The 21,792-nt window shown below is 63.7% G+C and carries 22 protein-coding genes and 1 tRNA gene; 7 read left to right on the plus strand and 16 right to left on the minus strand.

The window, feature by feature from the left end:
- Nucleotides 1-134 precede the first annotated feature (134 nt).
- The 3 genes from ACMUJL_RS09275 to ACMUJL_RS09285 form a co-directional block, all read right to left on the minus strand.
- Entirely contained in the window at nt 135-1,118 is a 984-nt protein-coding gene (locus ACMUJL_RS09275) for a quinone oxidoreductase family protein (RefSeq protein WP_416914234.1), read from the minus strand.
- A gap of 67 nt (nt 1,119-1,185) precedes the next feature.
- Nucleotides 1,186-2,169: an NAD(P)H-quinone oxidoreductase gene (locus ACMUJL_RS09280; RefSeq protein WP_068293842.1), complete on the minus strand. Its 984-nt coding sequence runs from the start codon at nt 2,167-2,169 to the stop codon at nt 1,186-1,188.
- Between the two features lie 13 nt (nt 2,170-2,182).
- Nucleotides 2,183-2,878 carry a COQ9 family protein gene (locus tag ACMUJL_RS09285; protein WP_375568768.1) on the minus strand — a complete coding sequence of 232 codons (696 nt, stop codon included), beginning with the start codon at nt 2,876-2,878 and terminating at the stop codon, nt 2,183-2,185.
- A 133-nt stretch (nt 2,879-3,011) separates the two neighbouring features.
- Here ACMUJL_RS09285 and rpsU point away from each other — a divergent pair, with 133 nt between their 5' ends.
- The gene (gene rpsU / locus ACMUJL_RS09290) at nt 3,012-3,218 is read left to right on the plus strand and encodes a 30S ribosomal protein S21 (RefSeq protein ID WP_082896406.1); all 207 of its coding nucleotides are present in this window, start codon (nt 3,012-3,014) and stop codon (nt 3,216-3,218) included.
- A 194-nt stretch (nt 3,219-3,412) separates the two neighbouring features.
- On the opposite strand, the gene ACMUJL_RS09295 is transcribed toward rpsU, so the two are convergent.
- The 3 genes from ACMUJL_RS09295 to ACMUJL_RS09305 all read right to left on the minus strand — a co-directional run bounded on the left by ACMUJL_RS09295 (nt 3,413) and on the right by ACMUJL_RS09305 (nt 6,089).
- Complete coding sequence (locus tag ACMUJL_RS09295; RefSeq protein WP_375568766.1) at nt 3,413-3,967, minus strand: flavodoxin family protein; 555 nt, start codon at nt 3,965-3,967, stop codon at nt 3,413-3,415.
- A gap of 2 nt (nt 3,968-3,969) precedes the next feature.
- On the minus strand, nt 3,970-5,556 hold the full coding sequence (locus ACMUJL_RS09300) for a GMC family oxidoreductase (protein WP_375568764.1): 1,587 nt from the start codon (nt 5,554-5,556) through the stop codon (nt 3,970-3,972).
- A gap of 74 nt (nt 5,557-5,630) precedes the next feature.
- On the minus strand, nt 5,631-6,089 hold the full coding sequence (locus ACMUJL_RS09305; RefSeq protein WP_068293854.1) for an Lrp/AsnC family transcriptional regulator: 459 nt from the start codon (nt 6,087-6,089) through the stop codon (nt 5,631-5,633).
- 141 nt (nt 6,090-6,230) lie between these two features.
- Between ACMUJL_RS09305 and ald the strand changes: the two genes are divergently transcribed.
- On the plus strand, nt 6,231-7,346 hold the full coding sequence (gene ald, locus ACMUJL_RS09310) for an alanine dehydrogenase (RefSeq protein ID WP_375568761.1): 1,116 nt from the start codon (nt 6,231-6,233) through the stop codon (nt 7,344-7,346).
- 41 nt (nt 7,347-7,387) lie between these two features.
- Here ald and ACMUJL_RS09315 read toward each other — a convergent pair whose 3' ends face one another.
- The 7 genes from ACMUJL_RS09315 to ACMUJL_RS09345 form a co-directional block, all read right to left on the minus strand.
- A complete protein-coding gene (locus tag ACMUJL_RS09315; protein ID WP_375568759.1) occupies nt 7,388-8,437 on the minus strand; it encodes a permease in 1,050 nt (349 codons plus the stop codon).
- A 40-nt stretch (nt 8,438-8,477) separates the two neighbouring features.
- Nucleotides 8,478-8,795, minus strand: coding sequence for an ArsR/SmtB family transcription factor (locus ACMUJL_RS09320; protein WP_375568757.1), 318 nt, complete (start codon nt 8,793-8,795; stop codon nt 8,478-8,480).
- 69 nt (nt 8,796-8,864) lie between these two features.
- Nucleotides 8,865-11,972: an efflux RND transporter permease subunit gene (locus ACMUJL_RS09325; protein ID WP_375568755.1), complete on the minus strand. Its 3,108-nt coding sequence runs from the start codon at nt 11,970-11,972 to the stop codon at nt 8,865-8,867.
- A 10-nt stretch (nt 11,973-11,982) separates the two neighbouring features.
- On the minus strand, nt 11,983-13,146 hold the full coding sequence (locus ACMUJL_RS09330; protein ID WP_375568753.1) for an efflux RND transporter periplasmic adaptor subunit: 1,164 nt from the start codon (nt 13,144-13,146) through the stop codon (nt 11,983-11,985).
- Nucleotides 13,147-13,363: 217 nt separating this feature from the next.
- On the minus strand, nt 13,364-13,786 hold the full coding sequence (mscL, locus tag ACMUJL_RS09335; protein WP_068293864.1) for a large conductance mechanosensitive channel protein MscL: 423 nt from the start codon (nt 13,784-13,786) through the stop codon (nt 13,364-13,366).
- A gap of 244 nt (nt 13,787-14,030) precedes the next feature.
- Nucleotides 14,031-14,106 (minus strand) — tRNA-Ala (locus tag ACMUJL_RS09340).
- A 120-nt stretch (nt 14,107-14,226) separates the two neighbouring features.
- Entirely contained in the window at nt 14,227-14,550 is a 324-nt protein-coding gene (locus tag ACMUJL_RS09345; protein ID WP_068293866.1) for a TIGR02300 family protein, read from the minus strand.
- Between the two features lie 111 nt (nt 14,551-14,661).
- Between ACMUJL_RS09345 and ACMUJL_RS09350 the strand changes: the two genes are divergently transcribed.
- Genes ACMUJL_RS09350 through ACMUJL_RS09360 form a run of 3 tightly spaced genes read left to right on the plus strand, consistent with a single transcriptional unit; the run spans nt 14,662 to nt 17,236 of the window.
- Nucleotides 14,662-15,354 (plus strand): M48 family metallopeptidase, encoded by a 693-nt coding sequence (locus tag ACMUJL_RS09350; protein ID WP_068293872.1) that lies wholly within the window; start codon nt 14,662-14,664, stop codon nt 15,352-15,354.
- A gap of 41 nt (nt 15,355-15,395) precedes the next feature.
- Nucleotides 15,396-16,046, plus strand: coding sequence for a GntR family transcriptional regulator (locus ACMUJL_RS09355; protein ID WP_068293874.1), 651 nt, complete (start codon nt 15,396-15,398; stop codon nt 16,044-16,046).
- An 11-nt stretch (nt 16,047-16,057) separates the two neighbouring features.
- A complete protein-coding gene (locus ACMUJL_RS09360; protein WP_375568749.1) occupies nt 16,058-17,236 on the plus strand; it encodes a cation:proton antiporter in 1,179 nt (392 codons plus the stop codon).
- Here ACMUJL_RS09360 and ACMUJL_RS09365 read toward each other — a convergent pair whose 3' ends face one another.
- Together ACMUJL_RS09365 and ACMUJL_RS09370 are read right to left on the minus strand one after the other, a co-directional pair.
- The gene (locus ACMUJL_RS09365) at nt 17,237-18,199 is read right to left on the minus strand and encodes an acetyl-CoA carboxylase carboxyltransferase subunit alpha (RefSeq protein ID WP_068293880.1); all 963 of its coding nucleotides are present in this window, start codon (nt 18,197-18,199) and stop codon (nt 17,237-17,239) included.
- A gap of 89 nt (nt 18,200-18,288) precedes the next feature.
- Entirely contained in the window at nt 18,289-18,888 is a 600-nt protein-coding gene (locus ACMUJL_RS09370; RefSeq protein WP_375568747.1) for a LysE family translocator, read from the minus strand.
- A gap of 72 nt (nt 18,889-18,960) precedes the next feature.
- Between ACMUJL_RS09370 and ACMUJL_RS09375 the strand changes: the two genes are divergently transcribed.
- Entirely contained in the window at nt 18,961-19,413 is a 453-nt protein-coding gene (locus ACMUJL_RS09375) for an Lrp/AsnC family transcriptional regulator (protein ID WP_068293882.1), read from the plus strand.
- A gap of 88 nt (nt 19,414-19,501) precedes the next feature.
- On the opposite strand, the gene ACMUJL_RS09380 is transcribed toward ACMUJL_RS09375, so the two are convergent.
- On the minus strand, nt 19,502-20,458 hold the full coding sequence (locus ACMUJL_RS09380; RefSeq protein WP_375568744.1) for an L-malyl-CoA/beta-methylmalyl-CoA lyase: 957 nt from the start codon (nt 20,456-20,458) through the stop codon (nt 19,502-19,504).
- A gap of 276 nt (nt 20,459-20,734) precedes the next feature.
- Between ACMUJL_RS09380 and dgcN the strand changes: the two genes are divergently transcribed.
- Nucleotides 20,735-21,736, plus strand: a complete 1,002-nt coding sequence (gene dgcN, locus ACMUJL_RS09385; RefSeq protein ID WP_375568742.1) for an N-acetyltransferase DgcN — start codon at nt 20,735-20,737, stop codon at nt 21,734-21,736.
- Nucleotides 21,737-21,792 lie beyond the last annotated feature (56 nt).

Raw genomic sequence — 21,792 nt, forward strand, 5'->3', positions numbered from 1 at the left:
TCGCGATGAATCCGGCAATTTAAACGCTTCGCACCACTGGCAGGACATTGGCGCGAAGATCATGTCAAACAGTTGTTTCACAACAAAAAAAGGGGGGCATTGCCCCCCTTTCGTCATGACTGAACAAGCTTGGCCTACAGCGTCAGGATCGTGCTGCCTGTAGTTTGCCGACCTTCCAGCGCGCGATGCGCATCCGCGACCTGATCAAGCGGGAAGCGCTGATCGATCCGAATCGATACATCACCGGAAAGCACTTTTTCAAAAAGATGCCCTGCCATTTTCTGACATGTCGCATGATCGCCGATATGGGTATATACGGTCGGCCGCGTCAGTTGCAGCGATCCTTTCGCGCCCAGAATGCCAAGATCAAAAGCAGGCACCTTGCCGGAGGCATTTCCGAAGGAAATCATCATGCCAAGCGGACGCAAACTGTTGAGAGAGCCCTCGAAAGTATCCTTTCCGACGGCATCCATGACGACATCGACGCCCTTGCCGCCCGTCAATTCGCGCACCTGCGCGGCGAAATCACCCTTGCGGTAATTCAGGCAATGCGTCGCGCCATGATCAAGTGCCAATTGGCATTTCTCGTCCGTGCCAGCGGTGCCGATGAGGGTGATCCCCTCGGAACGGGCCCATTGGCAGGCGATCAGACCAACCCCGCCTGCCGCTGCATGAAACAGCACGGTGTCCCCGCGCTTGAGCGGCACGGTGCGGTGAAACAGGTATTCGACCGTCAGCCCCTTCAGCATCATGGCCGCACCCTGTTCGAAGGAAATACCTTCGGGCAGCGGGCAGACCTGCGCGGCCGGCATCACGCGCGCCTCGCAATAGGCGCCCGGCGGCTGCGAGGTATAGGCCGCGCGATCACCCACCTTGAGATGCGTCACACCCTCGCCCACGGCCTCGATCACACCCGCGCCTTCCATGCCCAAGGCATGGGGCAGCGGCAGGGGATAAAGCCCGGTACGCTGATACACATCGATGAAGTTCAATCCGCAGGCATGGTGCCGAATGCGCACCTGTCCGGGCCCGGGCTCGCCCAGCGCGCGATCCACCAGCTTCATGTTTTCGGGTCCGCCGAATTCTTCGATTACAACGGTTCTTGCAACGGTCGTCATTGGGTTTCCTCTTCCCTCGTCTTTGCACGCTTGATTTGCGGCAAATCTGTCTTTCTTCACCTGGTGCTTACGCCACTTTCAAAACGATCTTGCCGATATGCCCGCTTGCCTCCATCCGGGCATGGGCCGCCGCAGCCTGATCCAGCGGGAATTCGCTATCCATCACCGGGGCCACGCGCCCGGCATCCAGCAGCGGCCAGACATCCGCCCGCAGCGCATCGGCGATGCGCGCCTTGGCCAGGTCGCTTTGCGGGCGCAGCGTGCTGCCCGTCATCGTCAGGCGGCGGCGCATCAGATCGCTGAAATTCACCTCGACCTTGGCCCCTTGCAGAAAGGCGATCTGCACCAGACGGCCATCATCGGCCAGGGCGCGGAAGTTGCGGGGGATATACAGCCCACCCACCATGTCGAGGATCAGATCGGCACCACCCTCGGCGCGCATCACCTCGACGAAATCCTCATCGCGGTAGACGATCGCGCGTTCTGCCCCAAGATCCAGACAGGCCTTTGCCTTTTCTTCCGAACCGACCGTTACGAAGACCCGCGCGCCAAAGGCGCAGGCCAGCTGGATCGCCGTCGTGCCGATCCCGCTGGAACCGCCATGGATCAGGAACCGTTCACCCGCGCGCAGACCGCCACGCTGAAAGACGTTCGACCACACCGTAAAGAAGGTCTCGGGCAGGCAGGCCGCCTGTTTCAGGTCCATGCCCTTGGGCACGGGCAGGCAATGGGCCGCGGGTGTCGCCACATATTCGGCATAGCCGCCGCCAGGCAACAGCGCGCAGACATGGTCGCCCACTGCGATGCCGCTGACGCCCTCGCCCAGCGCCACGACCTCGCCCGCGCCTTCCAGACCGGGAAGATCGCTGGCGGTGGGCGGGGGGGCGTAAAGGCCGGCACGCTGCAAGGCGTCGGGACGGTTCACACCTGCATAAGCCAGCTTGAGAACGACCTGACCGGCTGCGGCCTCGGGGATGGGTCTTGTGCAAGGCTTGAGCACTTCCGGCCCGCCCGGTTCAGAAATCTCGATGGCGCGCATCGTCTGGGTCATGTCTTTTCCTTCTTTACTTGGTGCCGCTATTCCAGCGGCCCGGCCAGCCGCCTTCGGGCGCGCCTTTTCCGGGCGCGCGTATCTTTCCCAGAACCGCGATAGGGGCGGCCAGAAGAGAGCTCAAGGCCTTGTTGTCGCGCACCGTCGCCTTGAACTTCTCAAAGCGCATCACGTCGTCGATCCGGCGGTCCAGGAAATCCCAGGTCGCCTGATGGCCAAGCGAATCATCGCCCAGCCAGAAGAGGACCGTTGCGCCGTAGACGCCCGACAGCGCGGCGCGCTTGGTGTACCAGTTGATGTCGTCCGAGGTGTCGCCCAGCGTGGTCCAGATCAGGTCGCAGGTGTTCCAGATCGCGCGCGCCCCGTCTGCCGCATAGACGGGCAACGAAAACAGCGTCGTGCCACGCCGCACGGCTTCCTTGTCATCGGCCGCTTCCAGCCTGTACCGCACCGCCAGCGCAACGCGGTCGCGAAACCGCATCGCCGACAGATCAACCTGCTGCAGTCGCTCAAGCATCAGCGCGTCGCCGCGCGCGTGATAGGCCAGCGCAAGATCCACGGCGCCGCGCGGACAGGCGGCGCGCGCCGCGGCGCGGTCGATCCCGGTATCGGCGATGGCGGCGGCGAAACTGGCCTCGGACCAGCCATCGAAGGGCACATGCATCAAGGCCGCGTCCAGCAGGCGGTCTTTCACATCTGTCTCTGTCATCAGGGGTTCCTTCCTGTGCACAAGGCCCGATAGGGTGCATCGGGCTTACCCTAGACAAGTAGGGCGCGCTTTGCTATACGGCCACCTCCTGCAAATTCTTGCAACTCAAACTTAGAAAGGTGGTGAAAACCACATGCAGGTTAGTGTTCGTGACAACAATGTCGATCAGGCCCTTCGGGCTCTGAAGAAAAAGCTGCAGCGTGAAGGCGTATTCCGCGAAATGAAGCTCAAGCAACATTTCGAGAAGCCGTCCGTCAAGAAAGCGCGCGAGAAAGCTGAAGCCGTTCGTCGTGCCCGTAAACTGGCGCGCAAGAAAGCCCAGCGTGAAGGCGGCCTTTAAGGTATCCTTCTTCAACAGCTTGAACGCTATTGAAAACGACCCCCGTGCCCCGCGCCCGGGGGTTTGTTTTTGGCCCCAGCCGTCCCGTCCCATGATGGGACATTTTCCAGACAAAGCAATATCAACGCGTTACAGGTTCGCGTTTACCAAATTTTAACCTTTGACCCTGAATCCGGCCCTGACGGCGAGAGGGATCAGACCCGCCAGCGGCGCAGCACGCGCGCAATCCGCAACCCGAAACGGCGGGCGGTTTCCAGATCGCCGGGTTCGACCATCAGCGTCTTGTCGCGCGACGAGGTGGCGCCAAGACCCAGCCAGACACCGCTTTCGTTGATGCCGGGATTGGCCTTGTTGGCAGGCGCGCCGATCTGGTCCTGACCGACCCAGACCATGCCATGCTGTGCGGCAAAGATGCTGAGCTGGATCAGGGTATTGAGCTTGTCGCCACCGGGAAAGGTCGCCACGGTGAAGCCTGCCGCGATCTTGTCGGCCCAACCCTGATTGGCCCAGATCTCACCCGTCTCATCCATGAAGGATTTGAACCCGGCGGCGGCGCTGCCCATGTAGGTGGGCGCACCCATCACGATGGCATCGGCCTGATCCAGCGCCTGCCAGTCGAGCTTGCCCATCGCCTCGACATCGATCAGGCGGGCGTCGCATCCCCCCTCGCCCAGCGCGGCGGCAATCACCTCGGCCAGGCGCCTGGTATGGCCACGGCCAGAGGCATAGGGGATCGCAACATTCGCCATGATTATCGTCCCTTGGACAGGATCATGTCGGCGGCCTTTTCCGCGATCATGATCGTGGGTGAATTGGTATTGCCGGAGGTGATGCGCGGCATCACGCTGGCATCGACCACACGCAGGCCACCGATCCCGCGCAGGCGTAAAGCGCCATCGAGCGGGGCGTCGTCATCCGTGCCCATGCGGACCGTGCCGACGGGGTGAAAGATCGTCGTGCCGATATCGCCTGCGGCTTGCGCCAGTTCGGCGTCGGTCTGGGCGGTGATCCCGGGCTTCATCTCTTCGGGCGCGTATTTCGCCATCGGGCTTTGCGCCATGATCTGCCGCGCCTGCCGGATCGCATCCACGGCGACGCGGCGGTCGCCTTCGGTGCTGAGGTAATTGGGCGCGATGCGCGGGGCATCGCGGGGATCGTTGCTGGTAATCTCGACCGTGCCACGGCTTTCGGGGCGCAGGTTGCAGACGCTTGCGGTCATGGCCGGGAAATCATGCAAGGGCTGGCCGAAGGCCTCCAGCGTCAGGGGCTGGACGTGATATTCCAGGTCCGGTGTTTCCAGATCGTCGCGCGAGCGGGAGAAAGCGCCCAGCTGGCTTGGCGACATGGACATCGGGCCGGTGCGGCGCATCACGTATTCCAGCCCGATCATCGCCTTGCCCAGAAGCGAGTTCGCCATCGTGTTCAGCGTCGTGGCACCTTTCAGTTTCCACGCGCAGCGCAGTTGCAGATGATCCTGAAGGTTCGCACCGATGCCGGGAATATCGCGGATCACCCCGATCCCGTGGCGCGCCAGCAGCGCCGCAGGCCCAAGCCCCGACAGTTGCAGGATCTGCACCGATCCGATGGCGCCTGCGGACAGGATCACCTCGGCCCGCGCGCGGGCGGTCTTGACCTGCCCACCTTGCTGGTATTCGACCCCGACGGCGCGTCCATCCTCGATCAGGACGCGGCGGGTCTGGGCATGGGTTTCCACCTGCAACCCCTGCCCCGTACGGGTCCGCAGAAAGGCCCGCGCGGTGTTCATCCGCCAACCGCTGCGCTGGTTGACCCGGAAATATCCCACGCCTTCGTTGTTGCCGGTGTTGAAATCGGTGGTCTCGGGCAGGCCCGCCGCGACGGCTGCGGCCTTCCAGTCGTCCAGCACATCCCAGTGCAGGCGCTGGTTTTCGACCCGCCATTCACCGCCCGCACCGTGCATGTCGCTTGCGCCTTCGACGAAATCCTCGGATTTCCTGAAATAGGGCAGCACATCATCCCAGCCCCAGCCGGTCAGCCCCATCTGCCGCCAGCCATCGTAATCCGCCGCCTGACCACGCAGATAGAGCATCCCGTTGATCGACGAACAGCCCCCCAGCACCTTGCCGCGCGGATAGATCAGGGATCGCCCGTTCAGACCCGGCTCCTCGGCTGTGCGATACATCCAGTCGGTACGCGGATTGCCGATGCAATAGAGGTATCCCATCGGGATATGAATCCAGTGATAGGCATCGGTTCCGCCCGCTTCCAGCAGAAGCACCCGGTGGCCCGCATCCGTCAGCCGCTTGGCCAGAACGCAGCCCGCGCTGCCCGCACCAACGATGATGTAATCCCAGGTCATGCAAGTCCTCCGTTGCGGGGCAATCTGGGCGAAGGGCGGGGCAAAGGCAACGGCTGGCGCGGGTCCATGCCGTGTCAGACCGGGATCGCGGTGGTCTTGAACACGGTCCGCAGGGCAAAGCTGCTTTGCATCTGGGCGACACCCGGCAAGCGCGAGAGGTGCTGTCGGTGGATGCGGGCGAAATCCTCGGTATCTTCGGCCACGATCTTGAGGATGTAATCGGCGGTGCCCGCCATCAGGTGACATTCCAGCACGTCAGGAATGCGCGACACCGCCTTTTCAAAGGCATCCAGCAGATCATCCGCCTGACCGGACAGCGTGATCTCGACAAAGACCAGCGTAGGCAGGCCCATCTTGCGACGATCCAGCAGGGCGACATAGCTGCTGATGTATCCGTCTTCCTCGAGCCGCTGCACACGGCGATGACAGGCCGATGCCGAGAGGTTCACCTCTTCCGACAGGTCGGCATTGGAAATGCGGCCCTTGCGCTGAAGAACGGAAAGAATGCGGCGATCTGTCGGGTCAAGCGCCATGAAACGAAGATTCCTTCGATGAAGTGCCATTTGAATCGAAGGATATCCGCAAAGCCCCTGAAAATGCGACCCCGAATTCAAACGATTTGCGCAGGCTCTGCGTCATGATGGTGCCAAATAAACACCAAGGGAGAGAGACCAATGAAAATCGGATGCCCGAAAGAGATCAAGCCGCAGGAATTCCGCGTCGGCATGACGCCCAATGCCGCGATGGAGGCTGTTGCGCACGGCCACACGGTGCTGATCGAAACCGGCGCGGGTGTGGGTGCGGGTTTCGCGGATGCCGACTATGTCGCGGCCGGCGCGACGATCATTGCGACCGCCGCGGATGTGTTCGCGCAGGCCGACATGATCGTGAAGGTCAAGGAACCGCAGGCCGGCGAGCGCAAGATGCTGCACGAGGGGCAGTTGCTTTTCACCTATCTGCACCTTGCACCGGACCCGGATCAGACCCGTGACCTGCTGGCCTCGGGCTGCACCGCGATTGCCTATGAGACCGTGACCGATCGTTCCGGTGGCCTGCCCTTGCTGGCACCGATGTCCGAGGTGGCGGGCCGGTTGGCGCCGCAGGTCGGCGCATGGACATTGCAGAAGGCCAATGGCGGGCGCGGTGTGCTGATGGGTGGCGTGCCGGGCGTGGGGCCTGCACGTGTCTTGGTGATCGGCGGCGGTGTCGTGGGCACGCATGCGGCCAAGATCGCGGCAGGCATGGGGGCGGATGTCACTGTGCTGGATCGGTCATTGCCACGCCTGCGCTATCTGGACGATGTGTTCGGGGGGCAGTTCAAGACGGGCTATTCCTCGGCCGGGTTGCTGGCAGAGTTGCTGCCGCAAGCCGACATGGTGGTGGGGGCGGTGCTTATCCCCGGTGCGGCGGCGCCCAAGCTGATCAGCCGCGCGCAACTAGGCATGATGAAGCCCGGCGCGGTGCTGGTGGATGTGGCCATCGACCAGGGCGGCTGTTTCGAGACATCGCGCGCCACGACCCACCAGGACCCGATCTACGAGGTGGACGGGATCATGCATTACTGCGTGGCCAACATGCCCGGCGCGGTTGCGCGCACCTCGACCCTGGCGCTGGGGAATGCGACGATGCCCTTCATGCTGGCACTGGCCGACAAGGGCTGGAAGCGCGCCTGCGCCGAGGATGCGCATCTGCTGGCCGGGCTGAACGTACATGCGGGGCAGCTGACCTATGCCGCCGTGGGCGAGGCGCTGGGGATCGCGACGGTCGATCCGCAAACGCTGGTGGCGTGAAAGATCGGGGCGCGGCGGGTGATCCTGCCGCGCCCGCTGGATCAGGCCAGGGTCCAGAGGTGGAACAACAGGCCTGCGAGGAACGCGCCGGACAGTGAAAGCGCGATATAGAGTGCAAAAACGCCCGGTCGCACCAGCGCCCAGACCGCGATGGCCGCAGGCAGGGACGTGACGCCGCCCGCCACGAGGAAGGCCAACCCTGCGCCGGGGGCCATGCCCTGTGCGACCAGACCGCCGACCAGCGGAAGGGCCGCGTAACCGTTGAGATAGGCCGGAACGCCGACCAGGGTGCCGATGGCGATGGGGGCAATGCCCGCGCCCCCCAGAACCGAGGTGACGGTCTCGGCGGGGATGAATGCCAGCATCAGGCTTTCCAGCAGGAAGGCCAGCAGCAGCCATTTGGTCAGGAAGAGGGTCGTGTTCAGTGCCTCGCGCCCGAACTTCATGCGCCGCGCCGGATCATGCCAGAAGCGCCAGACCACCGGCTTTGGCGCGCGCACCCTGGCACCTCCGCAGCCGCCATTGCCGATCCCGTCCCGCAGGGGCATGGCCAGACCGCCGGCCCGCGTCACCCAATGGACCACGCTGCCGCCCATCAGGCCAAGGCCAATGGCGGCCAGCGTCTTGGCGACGGCGAACTCCAGCCCCAGAACGCCCGTGGTCAGGGCAAACATCGACGGGTCCATGACGGGCGAGGCCAGCCAGAAGGCCATGACCGCCGACAGGGGAACCCCCATCGCAAGAAGTGCGGCGATCAACGGGATCACCCCGCAGGAACAGAAGGGCGAGAGCGCACCCGCAAGTGCGGCCATCGCGATCATCAGCACAGGCGCGCCGATGAAGGCACGCGCGATCAGGTTGTCGGCCCCCGTGGCCCCGGCCCATGCGGCAATCCCGATGGACAGCAGCAGGAAAGGCGCGGTGTTCAGCAGGGCCGCAGTTGCGAATATCGCCGAGGCCTGCGCCTGGGCCGCATCCATGATGGCCAGCACGGCAAGGATCAGCGCCGAGGCCAGCCAGACCCGGTGCTTGGCCCAGATCACGCGGGCAAGCGCCGCGGGGTGGCGCGGATCAACGGTGGCGTCAGTCATCTCTATTTCCCTAATTTATTGGTTTCTTACTGTAAAAAAATCAGGCCACCTTGCACGTTTTGGACAGTGTCACGCCGCTGCAGCATTCCGCAGTCAGAAAGTCCACAGTGCTGTGCATCACGTCGTAATCGACCCGGTTGATCACGGTCCGGCCCTGCTTTTCCTGCGTGACCAGACCGGCATCAACCAGCGTGGACAGGTGATGCGCCAGCGTCGAAGGTGCAATGTCCAGATGCTCGATCACCTCGCCAATGCTCAACCCGCCCTGGCCCGCCTTGACCAGCAGGCGATAGATCGACAGGCGGACATCATGGCCAAGGGCGGCCAAGGCGCGGGAAATGGGGCTTGCGGTTGTCATGCGGGAATTCATAACCAAAAAACCGGTTATGTCAATGTTTCATCTCGTGGCGACAGGCGGCGCACCTGATCAGACGCGCTGCGCCTCTTCCAGTTCGCGGACAAGGCGGCGCTCTTCCTCGACCTTGGGGGCGGTGAAGCGCGCCAGCAGCAGATAGGCAACGGGGGTCAGGTAGAGCGTCGACAGCGTGGCAAGGCCCAGGCCGCCCACGATCACCCAGCCCAGCGCCTCGCGCGCCTCGGCCCCGGCACCCGAGGATAGGATCAGCGGCACGCCCCCCAGCACGGTCGAGGTCATGGTCATCATCACCGGCCGCAGGCGGATGGTCGAGGCATCGAAGATCGCCGTTTTCACATCCGCGCCACGATCACGCAGCTGGTTGGCGAATTCGACGATCAGGATCCCGTTCTTGGCCATGATCCCGATCAGCATCACCAACCCGATCTGGCTGTAGACATTCAGGCTGAGGCCGCTGAGCAGAAGCGCAAAGATCGCGCAGGCCAGCCCGAAAGGCACGGTCGCCATCACGACGATGGCCGAGATGAAGCTTTCGAATTGCGCCGCCAGCACCAGAAGCACCACGAGGATGGCAAAGGCAAAGGTCACGATCAGGCCAGACGAGGTCTGATCCAGCGCGGCCGCCTCGGCCAGCGGGACAATCGTGTTCTCGGGCGCGATGATCCCTTCGGCGAGGATGCGCACCTCGTCCATGGCGTCACCCAGCGACATGTCCGGGGTCAGGCCTGCGGTTATTTCGACCGATCGTGCCTTGCCCTCGCGTTTGAGCTCGGGGGCGATGGCGCGTTCTTCAAGGCGCACGAAACTGGACATCGGGATCATCTGTCCGTCCGAGGCCTGCACGAAGATGTTTTCCAGATCCGTGGGATCGTTCACGGGATCGCTGCTGGACAGCATCTGCACATCATAAGAGGTGTCGTCGATGAAGACCGAACCCACGCTGCGCCCATCCAGAACCGCGCGCAGGGCATTGCCAAGGCCGGTGATGTCAATGCCAAGGTCCGAGGCGCGGGCGCGGTCGATCTCGACAAACAACTGCGGCAGGGTCGTTTCATATTCCAGCCGCACCTGACCCATGGCCGGGTTCTGCTGCATGGCCTGCACCAATTGGTCCGCGACCTGGGAGAGCTGTTCGTAATTGCTGCCGGTGATCGCGAAGCTGAGGCCGCGGCCCGCGCCACGGATCCTGAGAGAGTTGGGCTGGATCACGAAGGCGCGCACGCCCACGACGCTACCGAGGTAGCGGTTCACGTCGCCCACGATCTCTTGCTGGCTGCGGGCGCGTTCATCCCATTTGGCAAGGGTCATGACCACGAAGCCGCGGTTGGAGGCACCGAAACCGGTGATCGAGAAGACATTCGTCATCTCGCCGCTGTCGCGCAGCGGGGCCATCGCGGTTTCGATCTCTTGCAGCTTGGCGCTGGTGTAATTCAGGGACACGCCCGTGGGGGCGGTGACCGACATCAGGATGATGGCGCGATCCTCGCGCGGGGTCAGTTCCTGCCTGATGCCGCCCGAGACCAGAACGGCCGTCAGCGCGAAGAGGCCCGCGACGATCACCACGACCATGGGCGCGGCCAGTGCGGCCCGCAGCGTGGCGGCATAAAGGCCTGCCAGCCTGTCGCCCAGCCAGACCATCGGGCCTTTCTCGGGCTGGCCGCTTTCGGCGCGGGCCAGAAGCCGGCTGGCCAGAACCGGCGCCAGCGTCAACGCCACGACAGAGGACAGCATGACCGCCATGGCCAGGGTGAAGCCGAATTCGCGGAACAACCCGCCGGCCTGACCGGGCAGGAACGACAGCGGAATGAACACGGCCACCAGCGTGGCGGTGGTGGTGACGACGGCGAAGAACACCTGCTGCGTGCCAAGGACGGCGGCGGCGCGCGGCCCCATCCCCTCGGAGCGGCGGCGCACTATGTTTTCCAGCACCACGATGGCATCGTCCACGACCATGCCCGTGGCCAGCACAAGCGCCAGCAGCGTCAGGATATTCACCGAGAAGCCGACCATGTAGATCGCGGCCAGCGTGCCGATCAGGGCGACCGGCAGGGTCAGGGTGGGGATCAGGGTGGCGCGCCAGTCACGCAGGAACACGAAGATGACGGCGACCACGATCAGGATCGCCAGGGACAACGTGGTGACCACTTCGCGGATGGAGCCGTTGATGAAAACCGCGTCGTCCGAGGTGACGAAGATCTTCACGTCATCGGGCAGAACCTGCTGCAATTCGTCGATGGCCTGATGCACGCCGTTGGAGATATCCAGCGTGTTGCTGGTGGCGGCCCGGATGATGCCCATGCCGATGCCCGTTTCGCCATTGGCGCGCAGGACCGTTTCGTTCGGCGCCGGGCCAAGCGTGACGCGCGCCACATCGCCGATGGTGACGTTCGGACTCAGCTCGAGGGCCTCGAACGCCTCGGGGGTGATCACGGTCGCTGTCGTGCGCACGTTGATGGACTGGCGGCTGCCTTCCAGATCGCCTGCGGGCACATCGAAGGCCACATCGTTCAGGGCGCGCGCCATATCGGCCAGCGTCAGGCCCCTGCTGGCCAGTTCGAGCTGGTCGATATCGACGCGGAAAATCGCCTCGCGGTCGCCATAAATCTGCAGATCCGCCACCCCGGGGATCGAGATCAGACGATCCTCGACCCGGTCGCGGACCAGTTGGGTCAGATCCTGGGGCGAGCGCGTGTCGGATGTGACCGCGATCCGCATCACCGGATCGGCATTGGCATCGGCCTTGATGATCTCGGGCTGGTCGGCATCGTCGGGAAGGTCATTGGCGATGCGCGCGACGGCATCGCGCGTGTCGGTGGCCGCAACGTCCAGATCCACCCCGTCGTTGAATTCCAGCGTCACCCGGCTGCGGCCGTAGCGCGATTCCGAGGAAATGGTGCGCACGCCGGACACACGACCCACGGCCCCTTCGATGCGGCCGGTCAGTTCCTGGTCGACCGTTTCGGGCGAGGCGCCCGAAAAACGCGTGGTGATCGTGACCACGGGGCGATCCACATCGGGCAACTCGCGCACCTCGACCCCGAAGAGGGCGGCAAGGCCCGCGATGATGATAAGGGCATTCACCACGAAGGCCAGGATCGGGCGGCGGACGAACAGTGCGGTTCCGGCGGTCGTGGGCGCTGGATTGGCGGGGTTTTTCATCTTGCGCGTCTCAGAGCGTCGCAGCGGGCGCTTTGCCGTCGCGCGCCGTTGCGGCCTCGTTCGCAGGGGCGACATCGGCGCCGGGGCGCAGGGTCTGCACGCCTTCGATCACCACCATGTCACCTTCGGACAGATCGCCTTCGACCAGAACCCGGTCGGGGTTGCGCTGACGGATGACCACGGGCACACGCTGCGCCTTGCCATCCTGCACCCGCCAGACGAAAGACCCCTGGCTGGACCATTGCACGGCCAGCGCATCGACCGAAGGATAGGCCTGACCGGCCACGTCAACGGTGACCTCGAAGGCCATTCCCTCGCGCAGGCGATCCAACTCGTTGTCCAGCGCGGCCTGTACCCGCAAGGTGCGGCTGGAACGATCAACGACGTTGTCGATCGCGGTCAAGCGGCCCGACACGGGGATCGGCACCCCCGACATGGAGCGAACCTGCACCTCCATACCGACTTCAAGCGCGCCGATCACGCGTTCCGGCACCCGGAAGTCGATGGTGATCTGCGACCGATCGGTCAGCACTCCGATGACATCCTGTGCCGTCAACCTGTCGCCGTGTTCCACATCGACAAGGCCAAGCCAGCCCGAGATTGGCGCGGTCACCACGGTCTGGTCCAGATCGACCTCGGCCTGGCGGATCGCGAGGATCGCGGTCTGCAAGGCAAGCTCGGCCTCGCGAATGCGCACCGTCGTCACCGCACCAGAATCGCCCAGGGTCGTGAGGCGGCGCAATTCATCCTCGGCATCGGCCTGCATCAGGCGTGCACGCTCCAGCGCGATGACCTCGGCGCGGTCCTCAAGCCGGACCATGACCGCGCCCTCTTCGACATATTGGCCCGATACCACCTCGACCGCGCGGACGCTGCCGGTCCGTTCGGCGCGCACATCGACCGAACGCAGCGCGCGCCCATCGCCGATGGCGCTGACCCTCTGGCTCAGCGCCTCACGGGTGACGCGATCCAGAACAACCTTGGCCGGCCCGCGCGGCCCGAAGCCACCGCCACCCGCAGCCTGCTGGCCGTTGGCAGCAGGCTCGATTCCCAACAGTCCCAGAACACCCATCCTGTCCAGCATCGGCTGGGCCGAAGGCACGAATGCAATCCACAGGGCCAGCGCGGCGGCGACCGCAACGAGCGACAGAAAGGTCTGTTTGATCAAGGACATCGGGTTTCCTCGGATGATCGGAAGCGGGTAGCGCAAAAGGCCCTTGGTCGGCCAGAGCCCCGATCAAGACATGATTTCCTACAAATTACGGATAACAAGTAAACTTTTGTCCGCAATAGGCAACATGATGCGCCTGACCGCAACAAGCGAAAAGACCCGCACATCGCGTGCGGGTCCTCTGTCTCACGTGCTCTTGACTGGCCGTGAAGCCAGCGGGTCACTTCTTCAGCGCATCCCGGATTTCGATCAGGATATCCAGTTCGCTGGGTCCGGCGGGGGCCGCGGGTTCCGGTTCGGGTTTCTTGATCGCCGCGTCGCGCGCGCGGTTGACCGCCTTGACAAGCATGAACACCACGAAGGCGATGATCAGGAAATTGACCACGGCCATGATGAAGCGCCCATAGGCGAAGACGGCCGCGCCCGCCTCTTCGGCGGCGGTAATCGAGCTGTATTCCCCGCTGCCCAGCAGCACATACATGCCCGAGAAGTCGATACCACCGATCACAAGGCTGATGATCGGGTTGATAAGGTCGGCCACCATCGAACTGACGATCGCGGTGAAGGCCGCGCCGATGATGATACCCACAGCCATGTCCATGACATTGCCACGCGCGATGAAGTCTCTGAATTCTTTAATCATTATGTCCCTCTTTATTGGCTACCATACCGGCCATGCGACCGGTCCGTGTTGCACCGCTCCAAGGATGCGCGCCTGTTTCACTGGAAAGGCGAGCATTCACGCGGACGTGCCGTCAAAAGATATCACGCGCCACGGCGGCGGAACATGAAGATATCAGGGAGACTGCAATCCGTGCAGAACACATGCAAAACGGTAACATGGCACCGTTGGGCGGCGCGGCTGTCAGTTCTGGCTATCGGGAAGATGGTGGAGCCTAGGGGGATCGAACCCCTGACCTCTTGCATGCCATGCAAGCGCTCTCCCAGCTGAGCTAAGGCCCCATCTTGTCAGCCCTTGTCGGGCCGTGTCGTCGCACCCCTGCGGGGTGTCGCGGTTCTTTAGGCAATGGCGCGGGCGGGATCAAGCGGAAAATTCCGCCCGCGGCCAGTCATTCGACGAGGTCAGATTTCGTCATCGTCCGAGGCGACATCGGCGATATCGTCAAGCGATACGTTGTCATCCTCGTCGTCATCCAGCAGATCATCATCCAGATCCACATCGACCTCTTCATCGTCCAGAACGTCCTCATCGGCATCCAGATCGACGACTTTCATCTTCTTGGTCGCAGCATCCTCGGCATCAGCGGCGATCATGCGGCTCTTGCCGATGTCGAATTCCACCACTTCACCGGTGTAGGGGCTGACGATCGGGGTCTTGTTCAGGTCGTAGAAACGCTTGCCGGTTGTCGGGCAGACGCGTTTCACACCCCATTCTTCCTTGGGCATGGATATCCCTTTCAAATCTTGTGTCTTGTCGACGATCCGCGCCAACTGCCATAACGGGTCACGCGTGTCAAAGGCTTTAACGGAACGCTTGGCGCAGGGTCGAGAGGGCATATGGGACAGCATTTCCTGCCGGGCAACCCCCCGGTGGCCATCACACTTCGCAAAACCGCGCAGGCGCGCCGCATTTCCCTGCGGATCTCGCGGCTTGACGGGCGTGTGACGCTGACCTGCCCCTTGCGGGTCAGTGACCGCGAAGCACTGGCTTTCGCACATGAAAAGGCGGACTGGCTGCGTCAGAACCTGATCGCCAATCCCGGACCCGCGCGGATCGGGATCGGCGCCGAGCTGCCGCTCGAAGGCCGTCTGCTGCGAATCGCAAGCGGATCAGGGCGGCTTGTCCGCGTCGAGGACGATCATCTGCTGGTGCCCGGTGCGCCCGACAGGTCCGCCGCCCGGATCGCCGGTTTCCTCAAGCACATGGCGCGGGACCGGCTGGCTGCGGCCTCGGATCATTATGCCGCACGGCTTGGGCGAGGCTATGACCGCATCAGCCTGCGCGACACGCGTTCGCGCTGGGGATCGTGCACGGCGGACGGGGGGCTCATGTATTCGTGGCGGCTGATCATGGCACCGCCCGAGGTATTGGCCTACGTCGCCGCCCATGAGGTCGCGCATCTGGCGGAAATGAACCATTCCGATGCCTTCTGGTCCGTGGTCACGCGGCTCTACGGTGATTACCGCGCCCCGCGCCGCTGGCTGCGCGAGAAGGGCGGCGATCTGCATCGCTACGATTTCGGCGGCTGATCCGAGGTTGACCCTTTCCCGATTTGTGATCACATGGCGACATGCAGACAGTCATCACCCGCACCGATCCGCTTCCCAATGCCCATGACCGGGTTTACCGCGGTCTGCGCAGCCGGATCATGCATGGCGACATCGCGCCCGGCCAGGCGCTGACTCTGCGCGGGATCGGCAAGGAATACGGTGTCTCGATGACGCCCGCGCGCGAATCCGTCCGCCGCCTTGTGGCAGAGGGCGCGTTGACGCTGTCATCCTCGGGGCGCGTCTCGACCCCGGAACTCAGCAACGAGCGGATCGAGGAACTGGCCGCGCTCAGGTCGCTGATCGAGGTGGAGCTGGCCAGCCGCGCCCTGCCCCGCGCCCACATGGCGCTGATCGAAAGGTTGCAGACGATCAACGCCGCCGTGGGCGATGCCGCGATGCGTCAGGATGCCGTGGCCTATATCCGCACCAATCTGGAATTCCACCGCACGCTTTACCTGCGTGCGCAGGCCCCCGCGATGCTGGCGATGGCGGAAACCGTCTGGTTGCAGATGGGTCCCACGATGCGCGCGCTTTACGTGCGACTGAAACGCAGGGATCCGCCGCATTTCCACAGGCTGATCATCGCCGCGCTGAAGGCCGGGGATGAACCGGGGCTGCGGCTGGCGGTGCGGTCGGATGTGACGCAGGGCCTCAAGATGCTGGCGGGCTGAAAGGGGGCCTCATGGCACTCTCACAGAGTTTCCTTGTGCTTGCGGGGCTTTTCCTGGCCGGTCTTGCCGCGGATTGGCTGGGCACGCGCACGCGGCTGCCCCGCGTCACGCTGCTGCTGCTTGTGGGAGTGATCATGGGCGGCGCCGGGTTCGACCTGATCCCAGCCGAAGCCGTCGCCTGGTACGAGGCGCTGTCGGTCATGGCCCTGACCATGGTGGCCTTTCTTCTGGGCGGATCGCTGACACGCAAGACGCTGGCGGCCCATGGGCGCGCGATCCTGTTCATCTCGGTCGCGATCGTGGCGGTCACGCTTGCACTTGTCGCCGCCGCTGCATGGCTTTTGGGGGTGCCGCCGGGCGCGGCCCTGGTCATCGGGGCCGTGGCCACCGCAACCGCCCCCGCCGCAACCCAAGACATCATTCGGCAGTCCGGCGCCAAGGGGCCATTCGTCGATACGATCAAGGGCATCGTGGCGATTGATGACGCCTGGGGCATGATCGCGTTTTCGCTGGCGCTGGTCTTTGCCGTCGGCCTGTCCGGCACCGGCGTTCAGGAAAACCTTCTGGCGGCGGCAGGGCGCGACATTCTGGGTGCCATCGCCCTTGGCCTTGCCATCGGACTGCCGGGCGCGTTTCTGACCGGTCGCATCACGCGGGGCGAACCCCTGCAGACCGAAGCCCTGGCGCTTGTCTTCCTGACTGCGGGACTGTCGCTATGGCTGGGCGTGTCGTTCCTTCTGGCCGGGATGACCGTGGGCGCGGTGATCGTGAATGTCGCCCGCCACCATGACCGCGCCTTTCACGAGATACGCCATGTCCAATGGCCCTTCATGCTGCTGTTCTTCCTGCTGGCGGGCGCCACGCTCGAGATCGAGACATTGCGACAGATCGGCCTTCTGGGCGCGGCCTATATCGTGCTGCGGATCGTGGCCCGCCTGATCGGCGGATGGCTGGGCGCGCGGATCGCGGGACGCAGCCCCAAGGAAGCCCTGCTTTACGGCCCCGCCCTGCTGCCGCAGGCAGGCGTGGCTGTGGGCATGGCGCTGGTGGCGGCACAGGAATTGCCCACCAGCGGCGAGATGATCCTGACCCTCACGATAGGCAGCACGGTGATATTCGAGTTGATCGGACCGCTGGGAACACTCTGGGCGCTGCGCAGGGCAGGCGCCATGGGCAAGCGGTCCGCCTGATCAGGCCGCCAGACCCTTGCGGCCCATCTCGATGTATTTCTTGCGCCGATCCTCGATCAGCTTCTTGCCCTTGAGGTCGGACAGTTCGGCCAACATCGCGGCAATCGTCTCGCCCACGGCCTTGATCGTCTTTTGCTTGTCGCGATGCGCGCCGCCGACGGGTTCGGGGATCACGCGATCGGCCACACCCAGCTTGCGCAGATCCTGCGCGGTCAGGCGCAGGGCTTCTGCCGCCTCTCGCATCTTTTCTGCATCCTTCCACAGGATCGAGGCACAGCCCTCGGGGCTGATCACGGAATAGACCGAATGCTCCAGCATGGCGACGCGGTTCGCGGTGGCAAAGGCCACGGCCCCGCCGGAACCGCCTTCACCGATGATCACGCTGACCAGCGGCACGCCGACCTGCAGGCATTTCTCGGTCGAGCGGGCAATCGCCTCGGACTGGCCGCGTTCTTCCGCGCCCTTGCCGGGATAGGCGCCGGGGGTGTCGACAAGGGTGATCACCGGCAGGCCGAAACGGTGCGCCATATCCATCAGCCGGATCGCCTTGCGGTAGCCTTCGGGCCGGGCCATACCGAAATTGCGTTCGATCCGGCTTTTGGTGTCATTGCCCTTTTCATGGCCGATCACCATCACGGGCGTATCGTTGAACCGGGCAAGGCCACCCATGACCGCATGGTCATCGGCAAAATTGCGGTCCCCGGCCAGCGGCGTGTATTCGGTGAACAGCGCCTCGATGTAATCCTTGCAATGCGGACGATCGGGGTGGCGGGCGACCTGGCATTTCCGCCAGGGCGTGAGATCCTTGTAGAGCGACACCAGCAAATCGGCGGCCTTCTTGTCCAGAGCGGCTGCTTCGGCCTCGATATCCATCTCGGCATTCTGGCGCGCCATGGCGCGCAGTTCCTCTGCCTTGCCTTCGATCTCGGCAAGGGGACGTTCGAAATCGAGATAGTTGGTCATCCGATCACTCCGGCTGTCGACGCTTGGTATATGGCCTCCTCGGCCGCCGGATGCAACGGCATCATGACGGATCGGACCCTGCACCCGCGCTAGACGGGGGCAAGCACGACCGGAACAAGCGAGGCGACCAGCAGTGCGGCCATGCTCCAGTTGAAAAGGCGCAAGCGTTTGGGACTGGACAGAATGCGCCCCATCTGCTGGCCCATCACGGTCCATGTGCTGACAGAAGGCAGGTTGATCAGCGCGAACACCAGCCCCACCCACAGGATGGCCACCACGGACCTGTCCGGCGCGTAAAGCGTGATCGCCGTCAGCGCCATCTGCCAGGCCTTGGGGTTCACCCATTGGAAAAGCACCGCCTGAAAAAAGGTGAAGGGCCGTGCCCCCGCCCGCGCCGCATCCGGCGCTGCGGCATGGGCAATCTTCCAGGCCAGCCACAGCAGGTAGGCCACGCCGACAACGGTCAGAATCAGATGCGTCACCGGAAATGCGTCGAAAATGCGTACCAGCCCAAGGCCCACCAGCACGACCATCAAGCCGAATCCCAGCCCGATTCCCAGCATATGCGGCACCGTCCGGCGAAACCCGAAATTGGCGCCCGACGCCATCAGCATCAGGTTGTTGGGCCCCGGCGTGATCGAGGAAACGAGGGCAAAGGCCGAGAGTGCAAGAAAGCTGTCAAGTGTCATGACGCAACACTATGCGAAGTGGCGCGCAATTAGTTTGCTATTTTGCAAGAATCGTGCGAACAAAAACAACAAATGACCGATACAGACAAAATCAACGCACACATATTGCGAGAGCTTTCTCGCAACGGCAGGATCAGCAACACTGATCTGGCCGACAGGGTTGGCCTGTCTCCTTCCGCCTGTTTGCGCCGGGTCCAGGACCTGGAACGGCGCGGTGTGATCAGGGGATACCGGGCGATCCTTGACCCGCTGTCGATGGGGGTCGGGTTCACGGCCTATATCACGGTCGGACTGAATTCTCACACGAAAACTGCACAGGAAGCCTTCGAACGTGCCATCGCGCGCGCGCCCGAAGTCCGCGAATGCCACAACATCACGGGCAATGTGGAATATCTGCTGCGGATCGAGGCTGCGGATCTGGCGGCTTACAAGCGCTTTCACACCGATGTTCTGGGCACCCTGCCGCAGGTCAATTCGATCACGTCTTTCGTCGTCATGGGATCACCCAAGGACGAACGCGGCTGAGGCACGCCGCGCCTGCCGTTTCTTCTTGCTTCAAATATCCAAGTAAAAACCGCCCCGCCAGCACGACGGGGCGATCATCGCGCGATGATCAGCCCGTGATCATCTCGGACTGGCGCACGATCACCTCGGCCTGCTTGATCGAGGCGATGTCGACCAGGCGCCCCTTGTAAACGGTGGCGCCTTCGCCGCGGGCCTTGGCCTGCTCCATCGCGTCAAGGATTTCGCGCGCCTCGGCCACAGCCTCGTCAGAGGGGGTGAAAATCTCGTTGGACAGCGCCACCTGCTTGGGGTGGATCGCCCATTTGCCGACCATGCCCAGCGTGGCCGAGCGGCGCGCCTGGGCGCGGAAACCCTCGTCATCGCTGAAATCGCCGAAGGGGCCATCCACGGGCAGGATGCCATGGGTGCGGCAGGCCGCGACGATGGCGGTCTGCGCCCAGTGCCAGGGATCGGACCAGTATTTCGCGCCCTCGTGCAGCATGTAGTAATTGGCCTGCGTACCACCGATGCCGGTCGTCTGCATCCCCATGGAGGCCGCGAAATCGGCGGCGCCCAGGCTCATGGCCTGCAGGCGCGGGCTGGAGGCGGCGATCGCCTCGACATGGGCGATGCCGGCGGCGGATTCGATGATCACCTCGAAGGTGATGGGCGTCTTGCGGCCCGTGGCGCGTTCGATCGCGGTCACGAGGGCATCGACCGCATAGACATCCTCGGCGCAGCCGACCTTGGGGATCATGATCTGGTTCAGGCGTTCGCCGCCCTGTTCCAGCAGGTCGACGACATCGCGATACCACCACGGGGTATCCAGCCCGTTGATGCGGACGGACAGGTACTTGTTGCCCCAGTCCATTTCGTTGATGGCCTTGATCACATTGGCGCGGGCGCTGTCCTTGTCGGAGGGGGCGACCGAATCCTCGAGGTCGATGTTGATCACATCCGCCGCGCTGCTTGCCATCTTCTCGAAGATCGCGGGGCGCGAGCCGGGGCCGAACAACTGGCAGCGGTTCGGACGGGCTGGGGCGGCAGGCTGGATGCGGAAGCTCATGGGCTTGGACCTCTCGGGTAAGGATATTGCGTATTTCTGGCGCCATTGGGTATGAAATTGCGCAAGTGGGCGCAAGCGCCTTTTGCAGCTGCGGCATGATTGCCGCAACGCCGCATTCGACGCGCGAGTCGGCAGCAGCTACCGAAGAAACTGCGCAAATAACGGACAAATGGCGGAAGATCTTGCGCGACTGCGGATTCTGACGCCCGATTTGCAATGCAATCCCGCGCGGAATCCGTAACCCTCGGGTCAATACGCATGTGAAAGGGCAACGCGATGATCGAAACCCCCTATCTTCTGTTCCTGGGCGATGCGCCCGATGGTCTGGCCGCCAAGGTCGCGCAGGGCATCAAGGACTGGCGTCCGCAGAATGCCGTGGGCCAGTTCCGCATGGAAGGTTGCCGCGCCGACATGCGCCTGCCCGACATGACGCTGGAAGAGGCGCGCGCGGCCGGTGCGAAAACGCTGGTGATCGGTGTGGCGAACCGTGGCGGCGTGATTTCGGCCGCGTGGAAAAAGGTACTGGTGCAGGCACTGGAAGAAGGCTTCGACCTTGCATCCGGCCTGCACAACCTGCTGCGGGACGAGCCTGACCTGGTGGCGGTGGCGCAGGCTTGCGGTCGGCAACTGCATGATGTGCGCGTGCCCACGGTGCAATATCCCATCGCCAACGGGGTGAAGCGGACCGGCAAGCGCTGCCTGGCTGTCGGCACGGATTGCTCGGTCGGCAAGATGTACACCGCGCTGTGCATGGACCGCGAGATGAAGGCGCGCGGGTTGAAGTCGAGTTTCCGCGCCACGGGTCAGACAGGCATCCTGATCACCGGCGACGGCGTGCCGCTGGATGCGGTGATCGCGGATTTCATGGCCGGGTCCGTCGAATGGCTGACGCCGGACAATGACGCGGATCATTGGGACATGATCGAGGGTCAGGGAAGCCTGTTCCATGTGTCCTATTCCGGCGTGACCATGGCCCTGATCCATGGTGGCCAGCCCGATGCGCTGGTCGTGTGCCACGAGCCCACGCGCGAACACATGCGCGGGCTGCCCGGCTACAAGCTGCCATCGCTGGAGCAGGTGCGGGATATGGCCCTGGAACTGGCAAAGGTGGCCAACCCGGCCTGTCAGGTGATCGGCTATGCGATCAACACGCAACACATGGGCGAGGACGAGGCGCAGGCCTACCTGGCGGATGTGGAGGCGCGGCTGGGGCTGCCGGCGACCGATCCCTATCGTTACGGCGCGGACAAGCTGGTGGACGCGCTGGCCGCGATCTGAGAGGTTTTCGCAGACAATCCTCTGGCGTGCCGGGTGCGAGCCGGAGGATATGGATA

It is taken from the genome of Seohaeicola sp. (assembly GCF_048006315.1).
In the GTDB taxonomy this organism is placed as follows: Bacteria; Pseudomonadota; Alphaproteobacteria; order Rhodobacterales; family Rhodobacteraceae; genus Seohaeicola.

What these genes read in the sequence shown, in the direction of transcription:
- ACMUJL_RS09275 (WP_416914234.1), bottom strand. Translation starts at nt 1,118, where the DNA reads ATGACGACCGTTGCAAGAACCGTTGTAATCGAAGAATTCGGCGGACCC.
- ACMUJL_RS09280 (WP_068293842.1), bottom strand. Translation starts at nt 2,169, where the DNA reads ATGACCCAGACGATGCGCGCCATCGAGATTTCTGAACCGGGCGGGCCG.
- ACMUJL_RS09285 (WP_375568768.1), bottom strand. Translation starts at nt 2,878, where the DNA reads ATGACAGAGACAGATGTGAAAGACCGCCTGCTGGACGCGGCCTTGATG.
- rpsU (WP_082896406.1), top strand. Translation starts at nt 3,012, where the DNA reads ATGCAGGTTAGTGTTCGTGACAACAATGTCGATCAGGCCCTTCGGGCT.
- ACMUJL_RS09295 (WP_375568766.1), bottom strand. Translation starts at nt 3,967, where the DNA reads ATGGCGAATGTTGCGATCCCCTATGCCTCTGGCCGTGGCCATACCAGG.
- ACMUJL_RS09300 (WP_375568764.1), bottom strand. Translation starts at nt 5,556, where the DNA reads ATGACCTGGGATTACATCATCGTTGGTGCGGGCAGCGCGGGCTGCGTT.
- ACMUJL_RS09305 (WP_068293854.1), bottom strand. Translation starts at nt 6,089, where the DNA reads ATGGCGCTTGACCCGACAGATCGCCGCATTCTTTCCGTTCTTCAGCGC.
- ald (WP_375568761.1), top strand. Translation starts at nt 6,231, where the DNA reads ATGAAAATCGGATGCCCGAAAGAGATCAAGCCGCAGGAATTCCGCGTC.
- ACMUJL_RS09315 (WP_375568759.1), bottom strand. Translation starts at nt 8,437, where the DNA reads ATGACTGACGCCACCGTTGATCCGCGCCACCCCGCGGCGCTTGCCCGC.
- ACMUJL_RS09320 (WP_375568757.1), bottom strand. Translation starts at nt 8,795, where the DNA reads ATGACAACCGCAAGCCCCATTTCCCGCGCCTTGGCCGCCCTTGGCCAT.
- ACMUJL_RS09325 (WP_375568755.1), bottom strand. Translation starts at nt 11,972, where the DNA reads ATGAAAAACCCCGCCAATCCAGCGCCCACGACCGCCGGAACCGCACTG.
- ACMUJL_RS09330 (WP_375568753.1), bottom strand. Translation starts at nt 13,146, where the DNA reads ATGTCCTTGATCAAACAGACCTTTCTGTCGCTCGTTGCGGTCGCCGCC.
- mscL (WP_068293864.1), bottom strand. Translation starts at nt 13,786, where the DNA reads ATGATTAAAGAATTCAGAGACTTCATCGCGCGTGGCAATGTCATGGAC.
- ACMUJL_RS09345 (WP_068293866.1), bottom strand. Translation starts at nt 14,550, where the DNA reads ATGCCCAAGGAAGAATGGGGTGTGAAACGCGTCTGCCCGACAACCGGC.
- ACMUJL_RS09350 (WP_068293872.1), top strand. Translation starts at nt 14,662, where the DNA reads ATGGGACAGCATTTCCTGCCGGGCAACCCCCCGGTGGCCATCACACTT.
- ACMUJL_RS09355 (WP_068293874.1), top strand. Translation starts at nt 15,396, where the DNA reads ATGCAGACAGTCATCACCCGCACCGATCCGCTTCCCAATGCCCATGAC.
- ACMUJL_RS09360 (WP_375568749.1), top strand. Translation starts at nt 16,058, where the DNA reads ATGGCACTCTCACAGAGTTTCCTTGTGCTTGCGGGGCTTTTCCTGGCC.
- ACMUJL_RS09365 (WP_068293880.1), bottom strand. Translation starts at nt 18,199, where the DNA reads ATGACCAACTATCTCGATTTCGAACGTCCCCTTGCCGAGATCGAAGGC.
- ACMUJL_RS09370 (WP_375568747.1), bottom strand. Translation starts at nt 18,888, where the DNA reads ATGACACTTGACAGCTTTCTTGCACTCTCGGCCTTTGCCCTCGTTTCC.
- ACMUJL_RS09375 (WP_068293882.1), top strand. Translation starts at nt 18,961, where the DNA reads ATGACCGATACAGACAAAATCAACGCACACATATTGCGAGAGCTTTCT.
- ACMUJL_RS09380 (WP_375568744.1), bottom strand. Translation starts at nt 20,458, where the DNA reads ATGAGCTTCCGCATCCAGCCTGCCGCCCCAGCCCGTCCGAACCGCTGC.
- dgcN (WP_375568742.1), top strand. Translation starts at nt 20,735, where the DNA reads ATGATCGAAACCCCCTATCTTCTGTTCCTGGGCGATGCGCCCGATGGT.